This window comes from Nocardiopsis moroccensis (assembly GCF_055763695.1).
The window spans coordinates 1,552,513-1,567,233 of record NZ_CP199747.1; the positions used below are offsets into that span (position 1 = coordinate 1,552,513).

The 14,721-nt window shown below is 71.1% G+C and carries 13 protein-coding genes and 1 pseudogene; 6 read left to right on the forward strand and 8 right to left on the reverse strand.

What is annotated here, in order from left to right; genetic code table 11:
- Positions 1 to 19: 19 nt before the first annotated feature.
- Positions 20 to 820, forward strand: coding sequence for an NAD(P)-dependent oxidoreductase (locus ACUKCB_RS06485; RefSeq protein WP_473039578.1), 801 nt, complete (start codon positions 20 to 22; stop codon positions 818 to 820).
- Between the two features lie 143 nt (positions 821 to 963).
- The gene (locus ACUKCB_RS06490; protein WP_473039579.1) at positions 964 to 1,332 is read left to right on the forward strand and encodes a VOC family protein; all 369 of its coding nucleotides are present in this window, start codon (positions 964 to 966) and stop codon (positions 1,330 to 1,332) included.
- Between the two features lie 98 nt (positions 1,333 to 1,430).
- Here the strand turns inward: ACUKCB_RS06490 and ACUKCB_RS06495 are convergent, their stop codons facing one another.
- The gene (locus ACUKCB_RS06495) at positions 1,431 to 2,585 is read right to left on the reverse strand and encodes a baeRF2 domain-containing protein (RefSeq protein ID WP_473039580.1); all 1,155 of its coding nucleotides are present in this window, start codon (positions 2,583 to 2,585) and stop codon (positions 1,431 to 1,433) included.
- Positions 2,586 to 2,955: 370 nt separating this feature from the next.
- Positions 2,956 to 4,050: pseudogene (locus ACUKCB_RS06500) on the reverse strand (MFS transporter); the annotation flags it as partial.
- 203 nt (positions 4,051 to 4,253) lie between these two features.
- Between ACUKCB_RS06500 and ACUKCB_RS06505 the strand changes: the two are divergent.
- Complete coding sequence (locus tag ACUKCB_RS06505) at positions 4,254 to 5,132, forward strand: AraC family transcriptional regulator (protein WP_473039581.1); 879 nt, start codon at positions 4,254 to 4,256, stop codon at positions 5,130 to 5,132.
- A 54-nt stretch (positions 5,133 to 5,186) separates the two neighbouring features.
- On the opposite strand, the gene ACUKCB_RS06510 is transcribed toward ACUKCB_RS06505, so the two are convergent.
- On the reverse strand, positions 5,187 to 6,041 hold the full coding sequence (locus ACUKCB_RS06510; RefSeq protein ID WP_229826145.1) for an alpha/beta fold hydrolase: 855 nt from the start codon (positions 6,039 to 6,041) through the stop codon (positions 5,187 to 5,189).
- A 106-nt stretch (positions 6,042 to 6,147) separates the two neighbouring features.
- Positions 6,148 to 7,380, reverse strand: a complete 1,233-nt coding sequence (locus ACUKCB_RS06515; protein WP_473039582.1) for an MFS transporter — start codon at positions 7,378 to 7,380, stop codon at positions 6,148 to 6,150.
- 53 nt (positions 7,381 to 7,433) lie between these two features.
- Between ACUKCB_RS06515 and ACUKCB_RS06520 the strand changes: the two genes are divergently transcribed.
- Positions 7,434 to 7,832 carry a zinc-binding dehydrogenase gene (locus tag ACUKCB_RS06520; protein ID WP_473040944.1) on the forward strand — a complete coding sequence of 133 codons (399 nt, stop codon included), beginning with the start codon at positions 7,434 to 7,436 and terminating at the stop codon, positions 7,830 to 7,832.
- A 269-nt stretch (positions 7,833 to 8,101) separates the two neighbouring features.
- Positions 8,102 to 9,715: an alkaline phosphatase D family protein gene (locus ACUKCB_RS06525; RefSeq protein WP_473039583.1), complete on the forward strand. Its 1,614-nt coding sequence runs from the start codon at positions 8,102 to 8,104 to the stop codon at positions 9,713 to 9,715.
- A gap of 362 nt (positions 9,716 to 10,077) precedes the next feature.
- Here ACUKCB_RS06525 and ACUKCB_RS06530 read toward each other — a convergent pair whose 3' ends face one another.
- Positions 10,078 to 10,776 (reverse strand): metal-dependent transcriptional regulator, encoded by a 699-nt coding sequence (locus ACUKCB_RS06530; protein ID WP_473039584.1) that lies wholly within the window; start codon positions 10,774 to 10,776, stop codon positions 10,078 to 10,080.
- A 362-nt stretch (positions 10,777 to 11,138) separates the two neighbouring features.
- Here ACUKCB_RS06530 and ACUKCB_RS06535 point away from each other — a divergent pair, with 362 nt between their 5' ends.
- Positions 11,139 to 12,101, forward strand: a complete 963-nt coding sequence (locus tag ACUKCB_RS06535) for a bacteriocin fulvocin C-related protein (RefSeq protein WP_473039585.1) — start codon at positions 11,139 to 11,141, stop codon at positions 12,099 to 12,101.
- Between the two features lie 42 nt (positions 12,102 to 12,143).
- Here ACUKCB_RS06535 and ACUKCB_RS06540 read toward each other — a convergent pair whose 3' ends face one another.
- From ACUKCB_RS06540 to ACUKCB_RS06550, 3 genes are all read right to left on the reverse strand, one after another.
- Positions 12,144 to 12,761, reverse strand: a complete 618-nt coding sequence (locus tag ACUKCB_RS06540) for a DUF4291 domain-containing protein (RefSeq protein WP_473039586.1) — start codon at positions 12,759 to 12,761, stop codon at positions 12,144 to 12,146.
- A gap of 95 nt (positions 12,762 to 12,856) precedes the next feature.
- A complete protein-coding gene (locus tag ACUKCB_RS06545) occupies positions 12,857 to 13,552 on the reverse strand; it encodes a type 1 glutamine amidotransferase domain-containing protein (RefSeq protein WP_473039587.1) in 696 nt (231 codons plus the stop codon).
- A 194-nt stretch (positions 13,553 to 13,746) separates the two neighbouring features.
- Positions 13,747 to 14,706: a GlxA family transcriptional regulator gene (locus ACUKCB_RS06550; protein WP_473039588.1), complete on the reverse strand. Its 960-nt coding sequence runs from the start codon at positions 14,704 to 14,706 to the stop codon at positions 13,747 to 13,749.
- Between the last annotated feature and the right edge of the window lie 15 nt (positions 14,707 to 14,721).

Consider the following 14,721-nt stretch of genomic DNA (forward strand, 5'->3'; position numbering starts at 1 on the left):
CGGCCCTAGCGTCGAGGGCATGAACACGATCGCCTTTCTGGGGCTGGGCCGCATGGGTACGCCCATGGCCCGCCGCCTCCTGACCGCCGGACACGACCTCACCGTCTGGAACCGCACCACCGACAAGGCACGGAGCCTGGGCGCGGAGGGGGCCACGGTGGCCGGCTCCCCCGCTTCCTGCGTGGCCGGGGCCTCGGTGGTGATCACGATGCTGGCCGACCCGGCCGCCGTGAGCTCGGTCGCCGGACAGATGCTCCCCGCCCTGCGGCCGGGAACGGTCTGGGTGGAGATGTCCTCGGTGGGCCCGGACGTCGTCGCCGACCTGCGGGCCCGCCTGCCCGAGGGGGTGTCGTTGGTGGACGCCCCGGTGATGGGCAGCGTGGACCGTGTGGCCTCCGGTGAGCTGCTCGTCCTGGCCGGGGGCGCGGCCGCGCCGACGGAGAACGATGCAGTGGAGAAGGTGCTCAACCATCTGGGGACCGTCCGGCACTGCGGTGGGCCGGGGTCGGGAGCGGCGCTCAAACTGGTGTTGATCAACGCGGTGATCGGCGGGGTGGCGGTGGTCGCCGACACCCTCAGGCTCGCCCGCGAACTGGGGGTGCCCGAGGCGCAGGCACGCGAGGGGCTGCTGGCCGGACCCGCGGGCGGGGTGGCCGGTCGGGCCTTCGCCACCGAGGCCCTGTACCCGGTGCGCCTGGCGGCCAAGGACGTCGCCCTGGCCACGGCGAAGGCGGAGCTGCCGGTGCTGGAGACGGTCCACCGGCTTCTGGCGGAGGACCCCGAGCTGGCCGAGCGGGACCTGGCTGCCATCAGCCCCTGACCGCCAGGGCGCGGAGGCCGGGTGTCAGGAGCCCGGGAGGCGCAGCACCGCCGGGGCGCGGCGGCTGTACCCGGCAGGACCGGTGCGGTCGCACCGGGGTGTTCGCCCTCGTTCTGTCGGAGCCGTCGGGGACAATGCCCGGCATGAGCGAATCAGCGCAGCACCGGCACCACGCCCTGGACTACATCGAGATCTCGGTCACCGACATGGAGGAGGCCAAACGGTTCTACGCCGAGGCGTTCGGGTGGCGGTTCAACGAGTACGGGCCCGCGTACACGGGGATCCGGTCGCCCGACGGTGAGTCCGAGGTGGGCGGGTTCAACCCGAACGGCGAGGTACGCGGAGGAGGGCCCTTCGTTCTGCTCTTCTCCGAGGACCTGGACCGGACGGTGAAGGACGTGGAACGTGCCGGCGGTCGGATCCTGGAGGCCCCCTATGCCTTCCCCGGCGGACGGCGTTTCCACTTCGCCGACCCGAGCGGGAACGAGCTGGGTGTCTGGGCCCGGTCCTAGGCGCCGCGGCCCACGGGCGGTCCCGGCACACGGAGGCGCCCCGCTCCCCCACGGACGGGAGCGGGGCGCCGGCTTTTTCCGGACCTGTCGGGGTCCCGCTACTTCGGGAACCGCAGCGTGGCACACGCCTCCACGGGGTGCACGTCTTCCTCCGGAGGGGCGCTCTGCTCGGTCTGGGGCAGCTCGGCGAAACCGGCGTCCGACATCACCGCCGCACGCAGCATCAGCGCGCTGGCCGGGGCCTTGAAGCCCGCGTTCGGATCGTCAAGATTCTTGGGAGAGGTGTCCACCAGGACCGGTGAGTGGTACGAACCCCACAGCTCGGGCTCGTTGATCCGGTCGGAGCCCAACAGCAACGTCTCCACCCGGGCCTCCGACAGCATCGGCAGGACGGACTCGGTGCCCTTGACGGCCTGGTCATGGGCGAGCTTGCGCTGGTAGTCGGAGAAGGCCTGTTCGTGCTCCTCCCGGATCAGCTCACGCAGGCACTCCTCAGCGGCCTCGTGCAGGCGCTCCTCGGCGTCGGCGCCGCCGCGCCCGCCCGCGACCACCTTGATCGGGATCGTGAGCTGGCGGGGGCCGAGGTTGTCACGCAGATAGGCGATGGCCTCGTCGTCACCGCCGACGATGATCGCCGCAGCGTCGACCTTGTGTACCGCCTCACGCACCATCTCGGCGACCTGGGCGGTGTTCTCCTTCCACAGCTCCTGGGAGATGTTGGTGTCGGCACGGCGGCCTCCGGCATCACCGCGCTGGCCAGGGTGGACTCGTCCCTGCGATTCCATGTCCTGCAGGTCGTAGCCCTCGTTCTCCATTTCCACCGTGGGTTTGGAAGTGGGCTGTGCGGTGTAGGCGAACACCTTGGCGTGGATCCGGTCCAGGGCCACCAGGACATAGGGGACGCTACGGCCCCGGTCGACCGCCAGAGGGAGGACGTCGGGAATGGGAAGCAGCGAGGCCCGGTCCTGCCTGGGTGTTTCGGCGAGTGTGTGAGCCCCCAGCAGACGCCCCTCGGAGGCGTAGAGCGCCTGCCCGTGGTCGCCGTAGGCGCGGGAGTCGCCCTGCCCGATGGCCTCCTCCAGGACATCGAGCGTGGCCTTGTCGGTCCCGAGCTCGGCCAGATGCTCGCGCAGGTGCCGCCAGCGCAGTTCGATCTTCTTCTCGGCGTCCGTGGTGTCGCGGCTGGTGTCCAGGTGCACCGAGGCCACTGGGCCGTCGCTTTCGTACAGAGGTCGCAGAAAACCAAGGTCCATAGTCTGCGGGGCGTGTGTACCCCCGCCCCGCCCACCTCCTTCTCGGGGTCGGCCTGCGAGTCATCCTGGGGGCCATGGTGGTGGCCGTCAGCACGCCACGTCGAACGAGACACGGTCCTTGCCCGATGATTTCCAGATTTTTCCCGTCCGTACCTCCCGGGCGGGTCCGGGGTCGGTCAGATCGGATCCGGGGCCTCGGCCAGGGCCCGGTCGATCGCCCCGACGGTGAGTACCAGGGCAGGGGCCCGGTCAGGGCCAGACCGATCAGCCCCGCCCCCACGAAGGGGGCCGAGAGCGCCCATTCGCGGCCCAGCGGCCCCTCCAGGGCGGTGGCCAGGGCCCCGCCCAGGGCCAACCCCACCGACAGCATCCCCCAGGACAGGGTCCGATGGGCGCTGAAGGCCCGGGACCGCAACCGGTCGGGGGTCAACCGCTGGAACAGCGAGAGCACGGTGATGTTCCACCACGTCGAAACGAACCCGGTGAGGAGGTAGCAGACCACGAACACCGCGACCTCGTGCAGCAGGCCCACGGCGAGCGCGGTCGCGCCCAGGACCGCCAGGATCACGGTCAGGGCGGTGGAGGGGTGGATCCGCGCGGAGAAGGAGGGCACCACCAGCGCCCCCAGGACCGCCCCCGCCGCGGTGACGGTCATCAGCAGCCCGTACCCCTGCGGCCCCACGTCCAGCACGTCCTGGGCGAAGAGCACCAGCACCGACCCCATCAGCGCCGAGGCCAGGTTGGAAACACCGGTGACCAGCGCCAGCGGGCGCAGTACCGGGTGACGCCACAGCCACACCATCCCCTCACGCAACATGGACCGGACGGAGGGCCGGGGTCCCCCGGCCGGTGTCGGATGGAAGTTCCCGCGCAGGCTGAGCAGGCAGACCACGGCCAGCAGGACGAGTGCGGCCTGGGCACCGAAGGCCCAAGCGGTGGAGGCTGCCAGCAGCGCCCCGGCCAGCGGGGCGCCCAGGAACTTGTTGAGTATCCGCTCCACCCCTTGCAGGTAACCGTTGGCCCGTTCCAGCCGCGAGTGCGGCACCACGGTGGGCACCACCGACTGCGCGGTGTTGTCGAAGAACACCTCGCACACCCCCACCGCCAGAGCCACCACGATCAGCAACGGGATCGACCCGCCTCCCAGGGCGACCATCGCGGTCAGGGACACCAGCAGCAGCGCCTTGGCGCACCCGGCGGCCACCATCAGACGGCGGCGGTCGACCCGGTCGCCCACCACCTCGGCGACCAGGGCGAACAACCAGGGCAGGCGGGTGGCCGCGCCCACCGACGCGACCAGGAAGGGGTCGTCGGTGAGGGTGGTGGCGTACCAGGGAAGCGCCACCACCGCGATCCCGTCGCCCAGGTTTCCCAGGCCCACCGCCCCCAGGAGTTTGCGGAACTCCGCGCCCAGGGGTGCGCGGCGGGGGCGTTCGGCGGCGGGCGGGGGCGTGCTCCGGACCATGGGGCCTTCCGGGCGGGGGGGGCGGTCTGAGGCTGACACGTTAGAGCGTAGGCGGACGGGACGACAGACGGTTTTCCCTCGGCGCAAGCCCGTCCGGGGCACAGGTCGAGGAGGGGCGCCGACCTGACCGCAGACGAACCCGAACTGTCGGGTCGGGGCGGGGACGCCGTCCGTAACTTGGCTGGTGAACGAGGGAGGAACAGGTGCTGGACCGGTTGAACGAGGCACTCGGACGGGTCGAGGAGAACCCGGGGGAACCGGTGGACGTGGCCGCGATGGCGCGGGCCGCGCTCACCTCCGAGCACCACTTCCGGAGGATGTTCTCGGTGCTGGCGGGGATGCCGATCTCCGAGTACGTGCGCCGACGCCGCCTCACCCTGGCCGGGGCCGAGGTGATCGAGGGCAGGGACACCCTGCTCGACATCGCGGTCCGCTACGGCTACGGGTCGGCGGAGGCCTTCGGGCGGGCGTTCCGGGCCGTGCACGGGGTCGGCCCTGGCCAGGCCCGGCGCTCGGGTGCCGCGCTCAGCTCCCAGTCACGCCTGACCTTCCACCTCACCGTCGAAGGGAGCACCGCCATGCGTTACCGGATCCTCGAGAAGGAGGCGTTCCGCCTCATCGGTCCCAGGGCCAGGGTCCCGCTGGTCCACGAGGGCGTCAACCAGCCCATGGTCGAGTTCGTCCGGGGACTGGGCGGGAACGTCCACGAGCGGATCGGGGAACTGTCCGACCAGGAGCCGCACGGCGGCCTGTCGGTCACCGTCGCCCACGACCCCGACCAGCGGGAGGGCAGCGACGTCGACTTCTACGTGGCGGCCGCCAGTTCCGCCGCCGGGGTCCCCGAGGACATGGAGGCCCTGGAGGTGCCTGCGGGCACCTGGGTGGCCTTCCAGTTCGAACGGGTGACCTTTCCCGAGTCCATCCAGCGGATCTGGGTGTACGCGCACGCGGAGTGGTTCCCGGCCAATCCCGCCTACCGGGCCAGGCAGGGCCCGCAGATGGTGAGGGTGGAGTACGAGGGAACGGACGGGGACCTCGCCACGGGCGAGGTGTGGATGCCGGTGGAGAGAACCGCGGTCTGACCCGGTCCGCCCCGGCCCGCCGAACCGTCCGGGCCGGGGCGGGCGTCCCCGAGGTCAGAGTGCGCGGGAGCGGGTGCGGGCCTGTTCCAGGAAGCGGCGCAGGACCTCGTTGAACCGGTCCGGGCGCTCCAGATTGGGCAGGTGCCCGGCGCCCTCGATGATCTCCACGACCGAGTCCGGGACCTGGACGTGCATCAGTTCGGCTCCCCCGGGCGGGGTGAAACCGTCGTGCTGGCCCACCAGCAGCAGGGTGGGCGCGGAGATGCGTTTGAGCAGTGGGGTGTGGTCGGGGCGTTCGGCCCTGCCCAGCTGTGCTGCGGCAGCCCCTTCGGGCGGGGCCGCGTACATCATGGCGCGCACGTGGTCGGCGACCGCGGGCAGGTCCCGTACGTTCTCGGCGGTCATCATGCCGACCAGCATCTCGTCGGCGTAGCCGCGCATGCCCTCTTCGCGCAGACGCGCGGCCATCCTTTTGCGGGAGAGCCTGCCCTGGTCCGTCTCGGGCATCGGGTTGGTCGCCGCCAGGGTCAGTGAGTCCACCCGGTCGGGGAAGAGCCGGTACATCTCCAACGCGACCTGTCCGCCCATGGACAGGCCCACCACGTTGACCACGTCCAGCTCCAGGTGGTCCAGGAGTGCGGCCAGGTCCCGGGCCAAGGTGTCCATCGAGGTCACTCCGGGCACGACGGTGCTGCGTCCGTAGCCGCGCAGGTCCGGGACGATCGCCCGGTACCCGCGTCCGGCCAGTGCCCGGACCTGGGGTTCCCACATGCTCTTGTCGAAGGGGTGGCCGTGGATGAACAGGACGGGGCACCCTGCTCCACGGTCGGTGTAACTGACGCTGATCCCGCGCACGGACGCAAGGCCCGGGCCGTCGCTGTTCGCGGTGTTCGTCGTCTGGTGTGTCACAACAAACGATGCTATTCACCGATGCAAGGGAATGAACAGGGGGCGCCGGGAAAGCGGGCGGGCCGCAGGCGGTCCCTCCCGCCCACGGCCCGCGCACCGTATCAACTCATCGTGCCGGTGCCCGGCGGTTGCCGCCCCGGGCCATCAGCACGGCCGTGAGGAGGTAGGGGGCGGCGAACAGCGCGAAGGTCGGCCCGTGCCCGAGCGCCAGGAACACCCCGGCGTACAGCGGGAAGGACAGGACGTTCACCGCCTCCGTGCCCAGACCGGCCAGGGAGGTGACGGTGGCCCGGCCGGGTCCGGTGATGCTGTCCTGAAGCCGGGCGTCGACGACCACGTTCATCATCTGACACACGCCGAAACCGCCGCCGAGCAGGAGCCAGCCGACCGGGTTCCCCAACAGGGCCCCCGCGCCGATGGCCACGGCGGCCAGGGCCAGGAGCGCACCGAGGGTCCGCGGGGACAGGCGGGAGGCGGGGCCGGCGAGCAGCCCGCCCGCGGTGACGCAGACCCACACCGTCAACACCACCAGCGGCACGTCCTGGTCGGCCACCCCGGCGGAGGCGGCCAGCAGGGGGACGTACTCCTCGAGCATCTCCCAGAACACGGTGACGACCACGACCAGCACGATCGCGTGGCGTACGGTTCGGCTGCCGCGCGCCTCGGCCAGGCCGGCCCGCAGGGTCCGCAGGTAGCCCGGGGCGGGATCAGCACCTTCTTTCCGTTCGGTCGCGGCGCCGGCGGAGCGCCGGGGGCGGTTCTCCGGCAGGGCCGTGCCGGCGAGTGAGCACAGCACGCAGGCGGCCACGCTGGCCGCACCGATCGCCGCGTAGCCGCCGTGGGCCATCACCGGCACGGCGAGCAGGGTTGCCGCGCCCACCGAGGCCACGCCCAGGGCCCGGGCCACCCCCATGACCCGGGCGTACCGGTCGGCGGCGCCGCGGTGCGCGAGTTCGGTGTAGACGAGCGCTTCGAGAGCGCCCGAGGACAGGGCGCCGCCCGCGCCCCACAGGACGAACCCGAGGGCGAACGTCCAGTAGGCCGGGAGGAGCAGCCACAGTGCGAACCCGGTGCCGGCAAGGAGCGGTGCGGCGGCGATCAGGTGGCGGCGGGGCACGACGTCGGCCCAGGCGCCGGCCGGGATCTCCAGGAGCGCGCTGGTCAGGGACCACAGCACGAAGAGTGAGCTGATCTGGGCGACGGACAGCCCGGTCTCGGTGAAGAGCAGGGCGTACAGCGGATAGAGGAGGACGAACTCCTCGAGGAGGGCGTAGGCGTAGAGCGGCCGGGTCAGCCTGGCCGGGCGCGTGTCGGGCACGCGCGAAGGCAGGGTGGTCATGGAGGACTTTCGGTCGGGCGAACTGGGGCACCTGGGGTGGTGGTCACCCGGTGGTGCCCGGGCGTTCGCCTCGGACCGGCCTCGGCCGCGGCCTAGGAGTTAATGTCGCTGTTCCATGCGTCCAGGATAGGTGCCGGGGGCGGAGCGGCGCGAGGGGTTGCGGACTCCTTCGTCGGGCACCGTCCCGGGGCCGGACGCTCGCATGGCCAGGCGTTCACCGCCAGTGCGGCCCCCGCAGGGCCGGATGCGGACCGAGCCTGGGGCGGCGTCGGACCGTCTTCTTCAGCGGGAATCCCAAGACCGCGCTCTTCGCCGACCTGGCCGGGTACGTGGAACGCGGTGAGGTCCGTCCGGTCGTGGACACGGTGCACGAGCTCGCCGACATCGCCAAGGCCCACCGCGCACTGGAGGCCGGGGGTGTGCGGGGCAAGCACGTCATCAGCCTGCTCTGAGCCGTGGTCGAGGTGACCAGGGGTCGGCGCCGGACCGGGGATGACGCGGGGCGCGGGCACGGGGCGGATGGCGGCGGTGACACCAACGCCTGGAAATTACAGAAACGCCCAAGCCACAACTCTCAGTTACTTTCCAGTCACTCTGGGGAGGACAATGTTCACCGTGCAGTGGTTGGGACGTACTGCTTTCCGTGGCGGGATGGAGCACGGCTTCTCCCGTCCTGAGCGCTCGCCGGGGCGGCCCCCACGTGAACTCCAGGAGACCGTGCATGCCGGGTACACCCGTATCGCCCGTATCCCCCGTAGCTTCCGAACCGTCCGGTCCCCCCGTGGCGGGGTCCGCCACGACCCGCCGCCGGGCCCTGGTCGGTGGAGCCGTCACTCTGGGCGCCGCAGCCCTGGGCAGCGCCCTGGGCGCGCCCTCCGCGTTCGCGGCCGTCCCCCGGGGCCCCGTGATCACCGAACCCTTCTCCCTGGGCGTCGCGTCCGGCGACCCGCGCCACGACGGTGTCGTGCTCTGGACCCGGCTGGCCCCCGACCCCCTCGCTGAGGACGGTCTGGGCGGGATGCCCGACCGCACGGTCGAGGTCGAGTGGCAGGTCTCCCACCGGGAGGACTTCTCCACGCTCGCCGCCTCGGGCACTGCCGAGACCGGTCCCGAGCAGGCGCACTCGGTACACGTGGAACTGGAGCACCTGCGCCCCCGGGCCGACTACTTCTACCGCTTCCGGGTCGGCAACGAGATCAGCCCGGTCGGCCGGACCCGGACCGCTCCGGTGCCCGGTACCCGGCTGGACCGGTTCGCCTTCGCGTTCGCCAGTTGCCAGAGCTACACCAACGGCCACTACACCGCCCAGGCCCACCTCGCTGAGGAGGATCTGGATCTGGTGGCCTTCCTCGGCGACTACATCTACGAGACCGCTGACCAGGGTGAGATCGGCCGTGGACACCTCCCGGAGAGGGAGGTCCGTTCCCTGGCCGAGTACCGGATCCGGCACGCCCAGTACAAGACCGACCACAACCTCCAGGCGGCGCACGCGGCCTTCCCCTGGGCGGTGGTCTTCGACGACCACGAGCTGGAGAACAACTGGGCTGACGACACCTCCTACGGGGAGGACGTGCCGCCGGAGGAGTTCCTGCTGCGCCGGGAACACGCGCTCAAGGCCTACTACGAGCACATGCCGCTGCGCGCCGCCCAGCGCCCGGCCGGTCCCGATCTGCACCTGTACCGCAGACTGACCTTCGGCAACCTGGTCGACATGCACCTGCTGGACACCCGCCAGTACCGGGACGTGCAGGTGGAGGACTCCGAGCGCGACGACCCCGAGCGCACCCTGCTGGGCGCCGACCAGCGCCGGTGGCTGTCCCGGGGACTGACCGACTCCACCGCCACCTGGAACGTCCTGGCCCAGCAGGTGTTCTTCTCCCAGCGTGACTTCGCCACAGGCGGGGCCACCAACTTCAGCAACGACGCCTGGGACAACTACCGGGTCGAGCGGGACAGCGTCCGTGACGAGCTCGCCGGGGTGTCCAACCCGGTGGTCCTCACCGGCGACGTGCACGCCAACTACGTGGTGGACGTCAAGGCCGACTTCGACGACGAGTACTCGGCGACCGTGGCCACCGAACTGGTGGGTACGTCCTTCACCAGCGGCCGGGACGGGGTGGAGCAGAACCCGGGCGACGCGGTCCAGCTCGCCGAGAACCCGCACATCAGGTTCATCAACCGCAACCGGGGTTACGTGCGCAACACGGTCACCCCGACGGAGTGGATCGCCGACTACCGGGTGGTCGACTACGTGAGCGAACCGGGGGCGCCCATCCGTGACCGGGCCAGGTTCGTCATCGATTCGGGCAACCCCGGTGTGCGTCCGCAGCAGTAGGGCACGGGCCTGGTCAGCGGCCCGCCGTCGAGGCGGCGGGCCGTCCGTGCCGCCCGGGTACCGATCGTCTCCGGGGTGTGCCTTCACTGCCAGGCCGCGCTGACCGGCGGTCGGCCCCGCGGGGCCGGAGTTGATTGAGGTCGATGTCCATCGTGAAAGGCGCTGAGCGCCCGAACCGGCCCCGGCGCGCAGAGGGCCGGGAGTGACCACCGGAGGTAGGACTGTTCCCGTGGCCCGCGGTAGCCGCTCCTTCGGCCTGGTCAATGGGATTTCGGGGAACTTCCTGCCCGGGATCGCCGGAGGCGTCCTGGCCCACCATGTTTTTGGGCGTGGAAGCCCGGGCCTTCGGAGCTGGGTTTCCTTTACCTGTCCTCGGGGCTGAGCCAGAGGGCTTCGGCGGCGACCAGACCGAGAGCCTGGTCCCTCTCCTCGCCGCCCTTCTCCGGATGTACCGAGATCTGGATGGAACCGGCGAACGGAAGTCGTTCCACGACCTCCACGCGCATGCCGATACCGATGTCGATGTCGGCCAGGTAGCGCAGGAGCTCGGGGTCGGTGTCGTTGACCCGGACGATCACTCCGGACGTCCCGGCCTCGGCCTCGGAGAGCAGTACGGACTCGCGTTCGACGATGGTGCCCTCGCGGGTGGGGATGGGGTCGCCGTGCGGATCCACCACCGGTTCCCCCAGATGGGCGGCGATGCGGTCGACGAACTTGTCCGAAACCACGTGTTCGAGGATTTCGGCCTCGTCGTGCACCTCGTCCCAGGAGTAGCCCAACTCGGCCACCAGGTAGGTCTCCAGCAGCCGATGGCGACGCAGGACCGCCAGTGCGGCCTTGGTCCCGGTCTCGGTGAGGCTGACGTTGCCGTATCGCTGGTGCTCCACGAAACCGAGTTCGTTGAGTTTGCGGAGCATCCCCGACACCGAGGAGTTGGACACCGAGAGCCGCTCGGCCATTCCGGAGATCGTCACCGGCCCGGTGCCGCGTTCCTGGAGGTCGTAGATGACCTTCACGTAGTCCTCGGCCGAAGTGGAAGGCCGCGCCGGTGTGTTCCCCATGCCCGTAACCGTATCGCGGACGGCCCTGGGACAACGATTTTCGCCACTCGTCCTGTGGACAACCTCCGCCACCGTCCCCGCGGACCGCGTTCCGGCACCTTTGTCGTGGCCGCCCCGACCGGACCGAGGTGATCGGCAGGCGGGTCGGCCCCACGGCCCGGGGTGGTTGGTGTGCAAGGGAGAACCCGGGTTCGAGTAGTACCGAAACGAGCGAGAACGGGCGGTGCGAGCGCGGATTCATCCGTGTTCGCACCGTTTCTGCCTCCGGTTCCCGCTGATTGGGCATACCAAGTTCCGAAAACCTGTCCCACGCCGGAGCCCGTGCCCCAACACTGGGATGTGGCGGTTGGGGAAGGGAGAACATGAGGAACATTCGGACTCGGTACGTACTGGCCTTCGACTCCTCGTGCGACAGGTGCGCCGACATCTCCCACGCGGTGGAGGCGGTGTCCGGCGGCAGGCTGGAGACGCTGCCGCTCACCCACCCGGACGTGCGGGAGTGGCGGGTCCGCCAGTGGGGGCCGAACGCCCCCTGGGTACCGACGCTGGTCCGCCACCGCGGCGACGACATCCGCTGCTGGAGCGGGGCGGCGATGGTCCGCCCGTTCGTGCGCGGCCTGGGCGCGCGGGTGGCGCTGCGGGTCCTGGAGGCGCTGGGGGAACTGAGCCGCCAACGCTGCCGCGCCCCCTGGGAACGGGCTCGAATCTCCGCCGCCCGTGTCCCGGTGCGGCCGCGCCTGCTGCGCTGGGCCGCGGGCGGCGCCGCGCTCGTGACCCTGGCGCTGGCCGGACGCACCCCCGGGCTGGCCCGCTCCGACCACGCCCTGGCCCGGGAGTGGGTGGAGACCAACCGGGACCGGCTGCCGAGGGACTACGACGCGTTCGTGTCCCACCCACTGGTCCGCCGCCGCCTCGTCTTCGCCGAACTCCCGCCCCTGGCCCGCCGTGACCTGTGGCTGGAGCACCTACGACGCTACGAACGGGCCCACCCCCACCTCTCGGCCGCCCAGCGCGAGGTCGTGGACCTGGCCCGCCGGACACTGTCCGACGTACTGGTGTTCCGTGACGGCCTGGACCCGACCCGGGAACGGGAGCTGCGCGGCCTGGCCGTCTCGGCCTTCGGTACCAAGGAGGCCCACGCGCTCCTGGCCACCCTGGGTCCCGACGAGCCGGATCCGGACGGTGCCGCCCACGCGGGGAAGGGGCGTTGCGGAGCTTGGGAGCCGTGTCTGTCGAAGGGGTGCCGGGAACTCCCCTTCACCTGCGGAACCGCCTGGGCGTACACCCGTGACGGCATCCGCGTCCGTGCGGAACCGGCCGGCTAGCGCTCCGCACGGAAGGCCCCGGAGGAGGAGGGCCCTGCCGGGTCAGCCCGTCCGGGCCGAAGCAGCGGCCGGGCGCAGGTGGGCGATCGTCCCCTCCGCGACCGGGTACGGGCGCTCCCGCGGCAACAGCTCGGACGCCGCGTCCAGGTCCCCCTTCCGCACCAGGCCGTGCACCTCGTGGGCCAACGTGGTCACGTCGGTGATCGCCACTGTCCATTCGTCGGCGTAGCGGCGCGATGCCTCACCCGACAGACCGAGCTGGAGCGAACGGTGACCCAGTGGGTTCAGGTAGAGGTCGCGTTCGGGGTCCCACTGCACCCGTGCGGGGGCCTCGCGCAGTTCGCGCTTCCAGGCGTCCCGGTCGGCGTGCACGCCCCGTTCGTAGTGCGACAGTGCCGAGTTGCGCAGTGCCCACTCGAACCCCGCGCGGTCGATCTCCACCGCCAGGACGGTCTCCTGGTTCTCCTTGAGCCCCCAGCCGCAGCGGTACATCATCCACCGGAACGACGGTTTTACCCAGGTCATCCGCTCGCGCTTCCACGAGGTCGGAAAGCGGCCGTCGCGCGCCGCGGGGACTCCGATGGCGGGGGCGTAGGCCTGGTAGACGGTGACCGTGGTGTCGGTGTACCGGGCGCGGATCTGGAACGGGGGAATGCTCACGGGGCACCAGGGTGCCGCTGGCCGGCGGCCGGGGCAATCGGTTTTCCGCCGGCCAGCGCAGGCCCCGGGGCGGGGCCCGCCCGTTCGGGCTCCGCTCAGCCCAGCTGCTTGAGCAGCTCCTGGGCCAGCGGGGCGGAGGAGGCCGGGTTCTGGCCGGTGACCAGGTTCCGGTCCACCACGACCTTGGGCGCCCAGGGCTCCCCTTCCTGGAAGTCCACCCCGGCCTCGACCAGGCGGTCCTGGAGCAGCCACCGAGCCTTGTCGGCCAGCCCCGCCTGGGTCTCCTCGTCGTTGGTGAAGCCGCTGACCCGGTAACCGGCGAACGCGTTGGTGCCGTCGGCGCGCTCGGCTGCCAGCAGGGCGGCCGGGCCGTGGCAGACCACGCCGAGCGGCCTGCCCGAGTCCAGGGCGGCGGTGAGCAGCCGGCCGGAGGTGGTGTTCACGGCCAGGTCCTCCATGGGGCCGTGTCCGCCGGGGTAGTAGACCGCGGCGTACTCGTCGAGGTCGACCTCCTCCAGCTTGACGGGCGAGCGGAGTTCGGTGAAGGAGTCCAGGGCGGCGGCGACCCGGTCGGCGTTCTCCTGGCCGCCGTTGGCTCCCGCGGCCAGGCTGCCCTGGTCGACGGGGGGAACGACCCCGCCGGGGGTGGCGACCACGATTTCGTGTCCGGCGTCCTTGAAGGCCTCGTAGGGTGCCACGGCCTCCTCGGCCCAGAAACCGGTCGGGTGCGGGGTTTCGTCGGCCAGTGTCCAGTGGTCGGCGCCGGTCATCACAAAGAGGATCTTGGACATGCTGTGTCACTCCGAAGGTGCTCGGGCGGTGGGCCTGGATGATGTGTTGCCTGTCGCCGGCCCTGACGGACCGCACACGACAGAGTCAGGACCGCGACGTCACCGACGCTAGTTGTCCGAGCAATTATTTTCCAATGAGGCACCCTATGTCTGTCATCAGTATTTCAATGACTTCCTGATCAGCGCCTCTGACCTCAGGAAACGTCGGCCATGGCGCCTCGGAACGTGCGCCGGTAGGTGAGCGGGGACACTCCGATCGCGGCCCGCAGGTGTTGTCGCAACGAGGTCCCGGTGGCGAAGCCCACCTGCCCGGCGATGTCCTCCACGGGCAGATCGGTGGACTCCAGCAGGTGTCGGGCCCGCAGTATCCGCTGCTGGGTCAGCCACCGGCCCGGACTCACCCCGACCTCCTCGTTGAAGCGCCGGATGAAGGTGCGCAGGCTCATGTTGGCGTGCTCGGCCAGGTCGGTGAGGGCGAGCGGTTCACCGAGGTGCTCCAGCACCCAGCCCCGGGTGTCGGCTGTCCCGTCCCGACCCTCCTCGGGCACCGGCTGTTCGATGTACTGGGCCTGGCCGCCGTCCCGCCAGGGGGGCACCACGCAGGTCCGCGCCACCCGGTTGGCGACCTCGCTCCCGTGGTCGGCGCGCACCAGGTGCAGGCACACGTCCACCCCCGAGGCGGCCCCCGCGGAGGTCAGCAGGTCGCCGTCGTCGACGAACAGGACGTCGGGGTCCAGGTCGACCCGCGGGTACCACTGTCGGAAGAGCGGTGCGAGCTTCCAGTGGGTGGTGGCCGGGCGCCCGTCGAGCCACCCCGCGGCGGCCAGGAGGAACGCTCCGGTACAGATGGAGACCACACGTGTCCCCGGTCGTACCGCGTCCAGGGCCGCGCCGGCGGCGGAGGGCAGCCCTTCGGAGAGCAGGTGGTGGTCGAAGGGCGGGATCACCACGGTGTCGGCGGTGAACAGGACTTCGGGTCCGTGTTCGACGGTGATCGCGAAGTCGGTGTTGGTGCGCACCGAGGAACCCTCGATCCCGCAGGTCAGCACCTCGTACCGGCCCTCGGCGGACCCGAGGACCCGGTTCGGGATGCCCAGCTCGAAGGGGTAGACACCCGGCAGGGCCAGGACCACGACACGGTGCGGAGTGCTCATGGCAAGATCCTATCC

Coding starts and splice junctions, on each gene's coding strand:
- ACUKCB_RS06495 (WP_473039580.1), bottom strand. CDS start 2,585: ATGGACCTTGGTTTTCTGCGACCTCTGTACGAAAGCGACGGCCCAGTG.
- ACUKCB_RS06485 (WP_473039578.1), top strand. CDS start 20: ATGAACACGATCGCCTTTCTGGGGCTGGGCCGCATGGGTACGCCCATG.
- ACUKCB_RS06550 (WP_473039588.1), bottom strand. CDS start 14,706: ATGAGCACTCCGCACCGTGTCGTGGTCCTGGCCCTGCCGGGTGTCTAC.
- ACUKCB_RS06515 (WP_473039582.1), bottom strand. CDS start 7,380: ATGACCACCCTGCCTTCGCGCGTGCCCGACACGCGCCCGGCCAGGCTG.
- ACUKCB_RS06535 (WP_473039585.1), top strand. CDS start 11,139: ATGAGGAACATTCGGACTCGGTACGTACTGGCCTTCGACTCCTCGTGC.
- ACUKCB_RS06525 (WP_473039583.1), top strand. CDS start 8,102: ATGCCGGGTACACCCGTATCGCCCGTATCCCCCGTAGCTTCCGAACCG.
- ACUKCB_RS06545 (WP_473039587.1), bottom strand. CDS start 13,552: ATGTCCAAGATCCTCTTTGTGATGACCGGCGCCGACCACTGGACACTG.
- ACUKCB_RS06490 (WP_473039579.1), top strand. CDS start 964: ATGAGCGAATCAGCGCAGCACCGGCACCACGCCCTGGACTACATCGAG.
- ACUKCB_RS06530 (WP_473039584.1), bottom strand. CDS start 10,776: ATGGGGAACACACCGGCGCGGCCTTCCACTTCGGCCGAGGACTACGTG.